The organism is Metapseudomonas resinovorans (assembly GCF_002003485.1).
Classification (GTDB): domain Bacteria; phylum Pseudomonadota; class Gammaproteobacteria; order Pseudomonadales; family Pseudomonadaceae; genus Metapseudomonas; species Metapseudomonas resinovorans_D.
Genome location: NZ_BDMA01000020.1, coordinates 250684 through 262304 on the forward strand (window position 1 = coordinate 250684; position 11621 = coordinate 262304).

Sequence of the window (11621 nt, forward strand, 5' to 3'; positions counted from 1 at the left end):
TCGCGCCGGACAGGACGCAACACTCCTGAAACTATATGTGGCAGCGGGCTTCATCTGTAGGAGCGAGCTCTGCTCGCGAACAGCCCCAGCGCCTAAGCCCCAATTCCGGGACGCAAAAAAGCCCCCTGCCCTCGCGAACAGGAGGCTTGCGTCACCAGCGCTACACCCCGGAGTACCGATCCATCAACTCGCCCATACGCTCCAGGTACTCCCGGCGGCCCAGGTGCAGGATGTGGTTGCCGGGGAACCAGTGCAGGGCGCTGCCCGGCCAGTGCCGCTGCAGCAGGCGCAGGTGGCGCGGCATGGTCACCCGGTCGCCGGCGCCGCCGATGATCAGCATGCGCTGACCGTCCAGGGGCGAGGCGTAGGTCAGCGGATTGTGCACCGCGAGCAGGCCGCGCATTTCGGCGACCCCCACGCCCTGGCTGCGCATCAGCCGTGACAGCAAGAGGCCGGTGGGCTGCCATTCGAGGAACACGTCGATCGGGCTGACCGCCGGCACGATCGGAATGCAGTACGCCAGGCGATCGTCGACGGCGGCGAGCAGCGCTGCGGTGTAACCACCGAGGGAAATGCCCGCCACACCGATGTGTTCGACCCCGCGCCCCTGCAGGTAGTCGATGAACACGCGCAGGTCGTGGATCGCATGCAAGGGCGCTTCGTTGAAAGACACCAACCCGCTACCGAACAGACCCTGGCCACTGAACCAGGAACCGCGCTCGGCACGCCGGCCGTGATGCGGGTAGGTGAACAGCAGGATGTCGTAACCGCGCTGGTAGAAATCGGCCAGTGACAACGCATGGGCATTCAGCCAATGGGGGTCCGCCGCGAAGCCGTGAATGAGGATCAGCGTTGGCCTTGGCCGGTCGCCATGGCACCAGTGTTGGGCATGGGCGCGGGTATTTCGCTGCATGGCCGCGAAGCGAGGACGCGCGTATGGGTTCAACGGCTGGAAGGGACTGGCGAAACTCAGCTTGAAACGCCGGATGCCGTCGCCCTTCAGCAGCTCTTGCGCGTCGACGGCAATGTCGCCGGGCGGCGGCAGGAAAACCTGCGTCGCATCCCCCGCTCGCGCCAAGGGTTCGTAGAAGCGTAAGGCGTCGAACTCTTCCTGCATGTTGCCGCTGCCTTTCAGCGAAGCCAGCACGGCGGCGGCGACCGTGGTCGACAGCGACGTGCGCATCACGCGCTCGATCGCCGCGGTGCCATGGACCTTCAGTGGATGCACGGAATCCAGTGCAGTCCCGTCCGCATGCAGCCAGAAATCCTCCGGCAGCCTTTCCCACCAGGGGCTGCGCGTACGGTCCGCCACCCTCTCGCCTGCACGCCTCTCTTCGTTCAACACGCGGATTCTCCCGGCAAAGTCCAGCCCATCGCCCAGCCGACCGGCACCTGGGCGTAATACGGTTGCGACAGCTTAAAGGCACGCCCGAGGCGCTTCTCCCCCCGAATGTAGGGGGACGGGTTGCACCTGCGAACGATGAATATGACCTACCTGGGTGAAGAGAGGCCGCGGGCCTCGCTCGCCGGGCCGCTTGATCCAGCCGCTGGATCAATCTCTACCACCACCTTGCGGGTATCCCAACGATGAGCAAACTCAGCGGGCAAGATGCGCTGTTCCTGAAAGTCGACAGGCCCCACGCGGCCTCTCACTGCACCATGATCTACATCTATGACCAGTCCACCGTGGAAGGACAGCGCCTCGGGTTCCGCGAGATCGTCCGTCATATCTCCGATCGCCTCGACGTTTCGCCGGTGTTCCGCCGCAAGATCGTCCAGGTTCCCTACGGGCTGGGCTATCCGTACTGGGTGGAAGACGACCTGTTCGACATCGACTTCCACGTCCGCCACTTCGCCCTGCCCAAGCCTGGCGACTGGCGGCAGTTCTGCATCCTCGTGTCGCGCATCCACGCCCGCTCGGTGGACCTGGCCCGCGCGCCCTGGGAGATGTACGTCATCGAAGGGCTGGACAACATCGAGGGCATTCCCAAGGGCAGCTTCGCCATCCTCACCAAGTCCCACCATGCCGCCATGGATGGCACCGCTGCGGCGGAACTGACCTGGGCCCTGCACGACATCGCCGGCGCCCAGGGCAAACCCGTCGCGGTCGTTCCCGACAGACCGGCGACAAACGTCCGCCGTCCGCTCTGGGGGCCGCTGGACACCGTCAGCCGCATGCTCACCGACAACATCTCGGCCTCGGCGCGGATGGCCCGGCCGCTGGCCCGCGTGCTGCCCAAGCTGGCGATAGCCGGCCTGCGTTCGGTGGCCCGTTCGGTGCTGACCGCCGGGGGTGGCGCACCGCGCACGCGCTTCAACACCAATGTCAGCGCCGCGCGAGTGTGGAACTCGGTCACCCTCGACCTTGCCACGGTGAAACAGATCAAGGCCCTGGTACCGGGGGCGACGGTCAACGATGCGGTCCTGACCATCATCGGCGGAGCGATGCGCCGCTATCTGGAGGCGAAGGACGAACTGCCTGACAAGTCCCTGGTCACCCTCGCGCCGGTCAATACCCGCCAGGGCGGGGAAGCCGCGGCCAGCGGCAATACGATCTCGATGGTCACCTTCCCCTTGCGCACCGATATCGAGGACCCGCTCGAGCGGCTGGAAGCGGTGTTCACCGCCACCTCGGAGTCCAAGGCAATCCAGAACGGGATCGGCGCGGAGGACCTGACCAACCTGCAGAAATTCGCACCGCCCGCCACCCTCGGCCTCGCCGGTCGCCTGGCCACCATGATGGGCGTCGGCGGCAAGGGGCCGGTGATCCTGCACAACTGCCTGGTGACCAACGTGCCCGGCCCCAACGTGCCGCTCTACATGCTCGGCGCCAAGCTGGTCTACTGGTGCGGCGTCGGCCCGCTGGTGGACGGCCTCTCGCTGATCTGGAACCCCACCAGCTACTGCGGAAAGATGTTCGTCTCGCTGACCAGCTCGCCCAACGTGGTGCCCGACCCGGACTTCCTCGCGCAGTGCCTGAAGGACTCCTACGAGGAGATGCAGGCGCTGGCTGAAGCCACCCTCGAGGCCGTGGAAAAGCACGCGCCGAAAAAGCGCGCCACCGCCCGCAAATGATGGGTTTCGCTTCGCTCTAGCGGAGCGCCGCCCGCCACATCCTACGGTGATGCAGGCGTGGAGGTCCGTAGGATGGGTAGAGCCTGCGAAACCCATCGCGTCGTTCTAGCAGGTAGCCCGGATGCGTCGGGGCTACCCCTCCCTGAAATTTCTGCACCTACAAAAAAGGCCGATCCGGAATCCGGATCGGCCTTTTTCGTTGCCTGCACCTTACTCGAAGATCACCTTGCAGCCGCTCTCGCCCCAGGCTTCCACCTTGTCCTGGTAACGCTCCTCGATCAGGTTGCGGCGAATCTTCAGGGTTGGCGTGAGCAGGCCATTGGCGATGCTCCAGGGCTCGCTGACCACCACCAGGCACGCCAGTTGCTCGTGTGGCTCGAACTGGGCATTCACCTCGGCGAGAAACACCTCCAGCTCGGTGGCCACCGCATCGCGGCCTTCGGCGCTTTCCAGGGTGGCGCGGGTGTCCGGCGACACATTGAGCAGTGCCAGCGGCTGCGGCAGGCCGACGCCGGTCACGCAGGAGGCCTCGACGCGCGAATGGTTGCCGAGCTTGGCCTCGATGGGCACGGGGGCGACGTATTTACCCTTGGCGGTCTTGAACAGCTCTTTCACCCGTCCGGTGATACGCAGGCGTCCCTGCTCGTCCAGTTCGCCACGGTCGCCGGTGCGGAACAGGCCATCGGCGGTGTAGCTCTCGGCGGTCAGTTCGGCCTGTTTGTAGTAACCCAGCATCTGCGCCGGGCTCTTCACCAGGATTTCACTGTTGTCGCCGATGCGGCACTCGACGCCCGGGATCGCGGCGCCGACGTAACCGACGCGCACCTGCCCCGGCAGGCTGAAATGCGAGGTGCCGAAGTTCTCCGACATGCCGTAGCCCTCCAGCAGTTCCAGACCCAGCTGGCGGTACCACTCCATGACCTTGACCGGCAGCGGCGCCGAGCCGGACAGGCCGGTGTGCACCTGGTCCAGGCCCAGCGCGGAAAGGATCTGCGCCTTCATCAGCTCACCCTCGACCGGATCGGCGAAGGCCGCAGCCTGCACCGCAGCCGGAATCCGCTCGTTGATGCCCTGGTAGAACTTGCCCCACAGACGCGGCATGGACAGGAAGATGGTCGGCCGCGCGCGGCGCAGGTCTTCGCTGAAGGTTTCCAGGCCGAGGTTGAAGAACACCCGGCAGCCGCTGAACAGCGACACAGCCTCAACCACCGCGCGTTCGGCGGTATGGGCAAGTGGCAGGTAGGACAGCAGGCGGTCGCTCGCTTGCGGCCCCCGGCCCTTGTCGTACATGCAGCCGGTCACCGCTGGAGCGTTGTACATGGCACCGAAGCTGTGCATGACCCCCTTGGGATTCCCGGTGCTGCCGGAGGTGTAGATGATGGTGGCCAGCTCGCCCGGCTCCGGCAGCAGCACCCGCTGCAGTGGCGTGAAGGCGGCGACGATGCGCTCCCAGGACTCACCCTCGCCGCAGGCAGACATCGGCAGGTCGATCAGCGGCAGGCCGGCGGGCACCCCGGCACGAATGGCGTTCCAGCCCGCGGCATCGCCATCGAGGCGGCCAACGAACAGCACGCGCACCTCGGCATGCTCCAGCACGTAACGCACGGTATCGGCGTTGGCGGTCGAGTACAGCGGGACGCTGATGTGCCCGGCCATCCAGATCGCCAGGTCGGCGATGATCCAGTGGGCGGTGTTCTTGCCGAAAATACCGATGGAGGATCGCGGCGGCAGGTCAAGGGAAACCAGGTAGGCCGCCATGCGCCGGGCCTGGTCGCCCACCTCGCGCCAACTGTAGTCGACCACGCTGCCGTCCAGCAGGGGTTGGGTCAGGTAGATAGCGTCGGGCGTGCTGCTCTCCCAGTGGAGGAAGCGGTGCAACAGCGTAGGGTGCTCATTGTTCTTGTTCATGGCATGTCCTGCGTCTGAAGGGTGGTGTACCACCCATTGAAATTGTTCTGTCGGCGGCGAAAGCAGCGCCGTGTCAGTTCACTCGCGCTGATAGAGGGTGGTCACCACCGTGCCGTCCGGCCCGCTTTGGTGCTGCAGGGCAATGCGCGCATCGGCAACCTGGCGCCGGCCGGCGTTGCCACGCAGGTGATGCACCAGCTCGATGCATTGCGCCAGCCCGCTCACCGCCGGTGCCTGGCCCAGCGAAAGCAGTCCCCCGGAGGGATTCACCACCAGGTTGCCGCCATAGGTGTTGTCGCCATCCTCGACCAGCTTCTCGGCGCTTCCCTCGGGGCAGAAACCAAGTGCCTCATACAGCAGCAGTTCGCTGAGGGTACTGCTGTCGTGAAGTTCGCACACCCCCACTTCCTGCGGTCCCCTGCCCGCCTGCTCATAGAGTTCCCGCGCAGCAGCAACGTTGACCTCATAGCCCGCACAGGGGAAGACCGAGGCCGGATCGAAGGCGGTCACCTGGACCGGCGAGACGCATGCCTGGGCGATGACCTGCACGGCTTGGCCGTTGCCGTGACGCCGGGCGAAGTCGGCGGAACACAGCAGCACCGCCGCCGAGCCGGAAGTAGGCCAGGCGAACTGGGGATGGGTCAGCGGCTCGGCGATGACGCTGGCTTCCAGCACCTCGTCAAGCGTCAACGGTTGGCTGAACACCGCCAGGGGGTTGAGCGCGGCATGCTGGCGTGCCTTGACCGCGACCATGGCGAAGGTTTCCCGTCGCGCCTGGTAGCGCGTCATGTACGCCCGCGCCGCCGCACCGAGGCGCTCGAAGACGGCGCCGAGATCCGGTAGCGGTGCCGGCGCACCCTGTACGCCCAGCACCAGAACGCATTCGGCAAGGCCCAGTTCGATGGCCTGGCAGGCCTGGTAGAACAGCACGCCGCTGCCCTCTTCGCCTTTCGGCAAATGCTGGAGCGGCGCACGCCCCAGTCCTGTCTGTTCGAGAGCCCGTTGCAGGGTCCCGCCATCCATCAGTCCCGAGGCGGCGAAGACGGTTCCGATGTCCCGCGCGGACAATCCGGCGTCCGCCAGCGCCTGCCGTATCGTCTCGCCGACCAGAGCGGTCGGATTGACACTCAGCGAAGCCGGGCCGAAGGGGGACATGCCTACGCCAATCACATTGACGCAACGTTGCATCGTGCTCTCCTGAAATAGAAAAGCTGCCGCTCCCGGGGCTCGGAAGCGGCAGGTGGCCAAAGGTTTAGGCCGGCACTTGCTCGAATATCTCGACCGAGCCGCCCTTGAGCACGACTACGTCACGCTCAACGGCGCGGGTCTCGAACACAACGCGAGTCGGCGACTCGCGCCACATACGGGTTTCCAGGGTATCGCCCGGCATCACGATGGCTGCGAAGCGCACGCGGATGCTCTTGAACAGGCGCGAGTCGTTGTTGCAGAACGCCTTGATCACATGGCGACCGGCATAGCCGAAAGTGCACAGACCATGCAGGAACGGCTTCTCGTAACCGGCCTTGGCGGCGTAGTCGGGATCGACGTGCATCGGGTTCCAGTCACCGCACAGGCGGTACAGCAGGGCCTGGTTGACCTCGGTCTGCTCGGCGATCACCGCGTCCGGCGCGCGCTCGGGCAGCGGCGCGGCCGCCACGCTCGGCACGCGCTTCAGGCCAGCGCCCGGAGTGCCGGTGTAGAAGCTGGTGAACTCGTTGTAGTACAGCGGGGTGCCGTTCTCGTCGGTGGTGTGGATTTCCAGCACGCTGACCGAGCTCTTGCCTTTGTCCAACGCTTCTTTCAGGCGCATGGTGTGCTTGAGCTTGGCCTTCGGCGGCATCGGACGGTACATCTCGGTGTACTGCTCGCCGTGCAGACCCTTGGCGAACGGCAGCTCCAGACCCTCGAGGGTCGGCTTGCCGGCCAGGATCGCCTTGAGGAACACCTGGGTCGCCGGCAGCACTGCCATGGTCGGCAGTACGCGGAACTCTTCACCCTTGAACTCATTGATATAGAGCAGCTCGGTTCGGTCCAGCGGGTCCTTGGCGGCGCCCACGGCCAGCGCGTAGAGCGCGGCGTCAGTCTGGGTGTACTCGGTTTCCAGGGTGGCGACGGCGTTGGCGGCCACTTCCATGTCGACGTACTGGTTACCGCCAATGGCGTTGCCAGCCATGCGCTCGAACAGCTCCTTGAAGCCTTCGCCGCCATTGGCGTGGTGCACGCTCTTGTCGTCGAAGCGGGTGATGCGCTCCCAGTTCTCGCGCACCAGCTCCGGGCTCAGCGAATCGGTGTGCAGGAAACGGCCGTAGGAACGCTCCCAACGGTACTTGGCGTGGAAGCCGCCACCGACCTCGAACAGGCCGCCGGTGTCCTGGCACTCCTCGCTGCACAGCCAGCCCACCAGCGGGGCGACGTCTTCCACCTTCAGCTTGTCATGCAGCTCTTCGGGGAAGATGCCGCTGGCGATCACCATGCGCGAGGCCGCGATCGGGGCGATGGTGTTGACGCGGATGTTCTTGCTCGCGCCTTCGATGGCCAGCGCGTTGGTGAAACCGATCAGGCCGGACTTGGCGGTGGCGTAGTTGCACTGGCCGAAGTTGCCGAAGATGCCGGCGCCGGAGGCGGTCATCACGATGCGGCCGTAGCCTTTGTCGCGCATGATCGGCCAGACGGCGTGGGTCAGGCGGAAGGCGCCCTTCACGTGCACGTCCTGGATCAGGTCCCACTGCTCTTCGGTCATCTTGTGGAACGAGGTGTCGCGCAGGATGCCGGCGTTGTTGATCAGGATGTCGACGGTGCCGAACGCCTCCAGGGCGGTGGCGACGATCTTCTCGCCCTCGGTCACCGAGTTGTAGTCGGCCACCGCCTCGCCGCCCATGGCTTGGATTTCGGCGACCACAGCGTCGGCCGCGGCGGACGAGCTGCCCACGCCAGCGGTGGTCACGCCCAGGTCATTGACCACGACCTTGGCACCACGGGAACCCAGCAGCAGCGCGTGGGCACGACCCAGGCCGTTGCCGGCGCCGGTAACGATGGCGACTTTGCCGTCGAAGCGAATTTCTTGAGACACGTTAGGGCTCCTCTCCAGAAGAGATAGTTGTTATGGCGACGCAGAGCACCGGCGTCCGAGCGTCCGACTGGACGAACCGACGCGAATGCGGATTGCGACCGCAGGTTGGCTCAGGCTCGCCTCACAGGGTGCGGGCAATGATTTCCTTCATGATTTCGTTGGTGCCGCCCCAGATGCGGTTGCCCCGGGTATCGAGGTAGAGCCGGGCGATGGGGTACTCGGTCATGTAGCCGTTGCCGCCATGCAGTTGCAGGCAGGCATCGACCACCCGGCTGCTCAGCTCGGCGGTCCAGTACTTGGCCACCGCCGCCGTTTCGGCGCTCAGCTCGCCGCGCAGCAGCAGCTCCATGCAGCTGTCGATCCACGAGCGGCCGATCTGCACTTCGGTCTTCAGTTGCGCCAGGGTGAAGCGCGAATTCTGGAAATCCAGCACCGGCGTGCCGAAGACGATGCGCGTGCGGGTGTACTCGACCGTGTGCTCCAGGGCTGCCTCGGCCTGGGCCTGGAAGCCCACGGCACCGATGATGCGTTCCCAGGCCAGGTCGTGCATGAGCTGGTAGAACCCCTGCCCTTCCACCCCGCCGAGGACGTTCTCGGCCGGCACGCGGCAGTCGTCGAAGAACAGCATGCTGGTGTCCTGGGCGTGCAGGCCGATCTTCTCCAATGGCTGGGAACGGGCGAAGCCCTCGCGCTCCTTCTCCACGATGACCAGTGAGATGTCCTTGGCGCTGCCGCTGTTGCCGGTCTTGCACACCACCAGCGCCAGGTCGCACGAGGCGCCGTTGGAAATGAAGGTCTTGGAACCGTTGAGGACGAACTCGTCGCCCTCGCGCACGGCGCGGGTCCTGACTGCCTGCAGGTCGGAGCCGGTGTTGGGCTCGGTCATGGCGATGGCGCCCACCGCCTCACCGGCGATCATTCTCGGCAGCCAGGCCTGCTTCTGCGCCTCGGTGCCGTAGTTGAGGATGTAGAACGCCACCAGGCCGTGTACGCCGAAGCCGATCAGGCCGGTGGCGCCCACCCGCATGAATTCCTCGGCGAAGATCATGTCGAACAGCCGGTCGGCGCCGGGGCCGCCGTACTCCTCGGGCATGGACGGCAGCAGCATTCCCAGCTCACCGGCCTTGCGCCAGACCTCGCGGGGGACGCACTTGTCCTTCTCCCACTGGGCATGGAAAGGCGCGACTTCCTCCTCCATGAACCGGCGGCAGGCGCGGCGGAACTCTTCGTGCTCGGAGCTGAACAGGGTACGGGGGATCAGATATTCCATTGCGTATTCCTCTGCGACCCGGATCAGAGCGTGCGCCCGACCAGATCCTTCATGATGTCGTTGGCGCCACCGGCGATGCGCAGGACGCGGTGGTCGAGGTAGTGGCGGGCAACCGGGTACTCGAGCATGTAGCCGTTGCCGCCGTGCAGCTGGACGCACTCGTCCACCACCTTGGTGTAGAGGTCGGAACACCACAGCTTGGCGGAGGCGGCCGCCTCGGGGCTGAGGCTGCGCGCCAGACACTGTTCCATGCAGCGGTCGACGTAGTTCTGCGACACCGCCAGCTGCATCTTCAGGTCGGCCAATTTGAAGCGGGTGTTCTGGAAGGCGAAGATCGGCTTGCCGAACACGGTGCGGCCCTTGGTGTATTCCAGGGTGCTTTCCAGCACCGCCTGGGCGCCGGCGACGCTGCTGATGGCGATGGACAGACGTTCCCAGGCCAGCTCTTTCATCAACTGGATGAAGCCCTTCCCTTCCACCCCGCCCAGCAGGTTCTCGCGGGGCACGCGGACGTCCTCGAAGAACAGCATGGTGGTGTCCTGGGCGTGCAGGCCGACCTTGCGCAGCGGCTTGGATTTGCTGAAGCCGGCGCGGTCGGCTTCCACCAGGATCAGCGAGATGTCCTGGGCGCCCTTACCGGAATTACCGGTCTTGGCGACGACCACGACTATGTCGCAGTTGGTGCCATTGGAAATGAAGGTCTTGGCGCCGTTGATGACGTACTCGTCGCCGTCCAGCACCGCGCGGGTCTTGACCGCCTGCAGGTCGGAACCGGTGTCCGGTTCGGTCATGGCCACGGCGCCTATGGCCTCACCCGCCGCCATCTTCGGCAGCCAGGCTTGCTTCTGCGCTTCGTTGCCGAAGTTCACCAGGTAGCCGGCGACGATGTCGTGCACGCCAAAGCCGATCAGGCCGGATGCCTGGCCGGCGCGGTAGATCTCTTCGGTTGCGACCATCGAGAAACGACGGTCAAGGCCCAGGCCGCCATAGGCTTCCGGGGTGGTGGCATTGAGCATGCCCAGCTCGCCGGCACGCTTCCAGATTTCACGGGGTACCCGGTGATCCTCTTCCCACTGCTCCAGATGGGGAGCGCACTCCTCCGCCAGGAAGCGTCGCACGGTGCTGCGAAACTCCTCGTGCTCGTGATCAAACAGGGTACGCGGAATCATGGGTGGGTCTCCTCGGCTCAATCGTTCCGCCACCCTTGCGGGCGGCTCTGGATCGATCATAGGAGGAGGTATTCGGGGTCAGCCCCCTCAGGGAGGGGGGGATACGGGGGCCTGTGCGGGCGTTGTGGAGGCGATTTCAATCGCCCCCACAGGGAGAACCGCCCTGCCCGGCCCCGTAGGGTGGAAGTCGCTCTTTACTTCCACCATTTCGGACCGACCGGGGTGCAATGTGGGAGAGACTCCACCCTCTCCGTAGAACTACGGAGCGGCGCAGGTAGTCGGGCGCATACCGCGGCGCAAGCGTTCTGGCCAGACTGCTCGCATCTCGACACCTCATCCACCTGAAGGACATCACCATGAATCGTCACGCCATTGCCGCACTGTTCTCCGCCCTGACTTTCGCCGGCACCACCCACGCCGCCGTGCTGAGCGAAAGCAACATCTCTACTGCCGACGCGCAGAAGCTGGCCAGCGCCACGGTCGCCGCCTGCCAGGCCAAGGGCTACAACGTCAGCGCTTCAGTGGTGGACCGCGCAGGCCTGCTGAAGGCCTTTGCCCGTGCCGATAACGCCGGCCCGCACACCATCGAAGCCAGCCAGGCCAAGGCCTTCACTTCCGCCTCGGCCAAGGCGCCGACCCTGGCCATCATGGAAAACGCCCAGAAAAACCCGGCCGCCGCCAACCTGACCGACATCCCCGGCTTCCTGCTGCTGGGCGGCGGTGTACCGGTCAAGGCGGGTGATTCGGTCATCGGTGCCATCGGCGTAGCCGGTGCTCCGGGCGGCCACCTGGACGCGCAGTGCGCTGACGAAGTGCTCGCCGCGAACGCAGCGCTGTTCAAGTAAGACCAAGTCGGCCTTTGGGTAGTCAGTAGCCTGCTCCCCCTCACATGGAGTGGTTTGCGAAACAGGTACTGGGCATAGACTCGCCCGGCGAATTGCCAGCGGACGGAGCACATGGCGCGTCCACGCAACCCACCATGCCTCCGCCCTGCTGGCAATTTCGCGTCAGACGTAGGGTGGACCACGCTTCACCGGTCCACCATCGAAAGCTCGACTGGGCACCGATGGTGGATGAGAAAAGCGTCATCCACCCTACGGCAGGACTGCGTCCTGCATTCGCGAATGAA

At 65.4% G+C, this 11621-nt stretch carries 8 protein-coding genes; 2 read left to right on the forward strand and 6 right to left on the reverse strand.

The genetic code is table 11. From position 1 onward, the window contains the following. Window positions 1-160: 160 nt before the first annotated feature. Window positions 161-1345, reverse strand: a complete 1185-nt coding sequence (locus tag MnOB_RS07025) for an alpha/beta hydrolase family protein (RefSeq protein WP_107504039.1) — start codon at window positions 1343-1345, stop codon at window positions 161-163. Between the two features lie 242 nt (window positions 1346-1587). On the opposite strand from MnOB_RS07025, the gene MnOB_RS07030 reads away from it, so the two are divergent. Beyond that, window positions 1588-3075: a wax ester/triacylglycerol synthase family O-acyltransferase gene (locus MnOB_RS07030; protein ID WP_077523406.1), complete on the forward strand. Its 1488-nt coding sequence runs from the start codon at window positions 1588-1590 to the stop codon at window positions 3073-3075. A gap of 210 nt (window positions 3076-3285) precedes the next feature. Here the strand turns inward: MnOB_RS07030 and MnOB_RS07035 are convergent, their stop codons facing one another. The 5 genes from MnOB_RS07035 to MnOB_RS07055 all read right to left on the reverse strand — a co-directional run bounded on the left by MnOB_RS07035 (window position 3286) and on the right by MnOB_RS07055 (window position 10492). Continuing rightward, window positions 3286-4983: an AMP-binding protein gene (locus tag MnOB_RS07035; protein ID WP_077523408.1), complete on the reverse strand. Its 1698-nt coding sequence runs from the start codon at window positions 4981-4983 to the stop codon at window positions 3286-3288. A gap of 78 nt (window positions 4984-5061) precedes the next feature. Further along, on the reverse strand, window positions 5062-6171 hold the full coding sequence (locus MnOB_RS07040) for a thiolase C-terminal domain-containing protein (RefSeq protein WP_077523410.1): 1110 nt from the start codon (window positions 6169-6171) through the stop codon (window positions 5062-5064). 64 nt (window positions 6172-6235) lie between these two features. Then, window positions 6236-8053, reverse strand: coding sequence for an SDR family oxidoreductase (locus tag MnOB_RS07045; RefSeq protein ID WP_077523412.1), 1818 nt, complete (start codon window positions 8051-8053; stop codon window positions 6236-6238). A 121-nt stretch (window positions 8054-8174) separates the two neighbouring features. Continuing rightward, window positions 8175-9314: an acyl-CoA dehydrogenase family protein gene (locus MnOB_RS07050; protein WP_234358212.1), complete on the reverse strand. Its 1140-nt coding sequence runs from the start codon at window positions 9312-9314 to the stop codon at window positions 8175-8177. A gap of 32 nt (window positions 9315-9346) precedes the next feature. Continuing rightward, complete coding sequence (locus MnOB_RS07055) at window positions 9347-10492, reverse strand: acyl-CoA dehydrogenase family protein (RefSeq protein ID WP_077523416.1); 1146 nt, start codon at window positions 10490-10492, stop codon at window positions 9347-9349. Window positions 10493-10848: 356 nt separating this feature from the next. Between MnOB_RS07055 and MnOB_RS07060 the strand changes: the two genes are divergently transcribed. After that, the gene (locus MnOB_RS07060) at window positions 10849-11337 is read left to right on the forward strand and encodes a GlcG/HbpS family heme-binding protein (protein WP_077523418.1); all 489 of its coding nucleotides are present in this window, start codon (window positions 10849-10851) and stop codon (window positions 11335-11337) included. Window positions 11338-11621: the final 284 nt, after the last annotated feature.

What these genes read in the sequence shown, in the direction of transcription:
- MnOB_RS07035 (WP_077523408.1), bottom strand. Translation starts at nt 4,983, where the DNA reads ATGAACAAGAACAATGAGCACCCTACGCTGTTGCACCGCTTCCTCCAC.
- MnOB_RS07060 (WP_077523418.1), top strand. Translation starts at nt 10,849, where the DNA reads ATGAATCGTCACGCCATTGCCGCACTGTTCTCCGCCCTGACTTTCGCC.
- MnOB_RS07030 (WP_077523406.1), top strand. Translation starts at nt 1,588, where the DNA reads ATGAGCAAACTCAGCGGGCAAGATGCGCTGTTCCTGAAAGTCGACAGG.
- MnOB_RS07055 (WP_077523416.1), bottom strand. Translation starts at nt 10,492, where the DNA reads ATGATTCCGCGTACCCTGTTTGATCACGAGCACGAGGAGTTTCGCAGC.
- MnOB_RS07040 (WP_077523410.1), bottom strand. Translation starts at nt 6,171, where the DNA reads ATGCAACGTTGCGTCAATGTGATTGGCGTAGGCATGTCCCCCTTCGGC.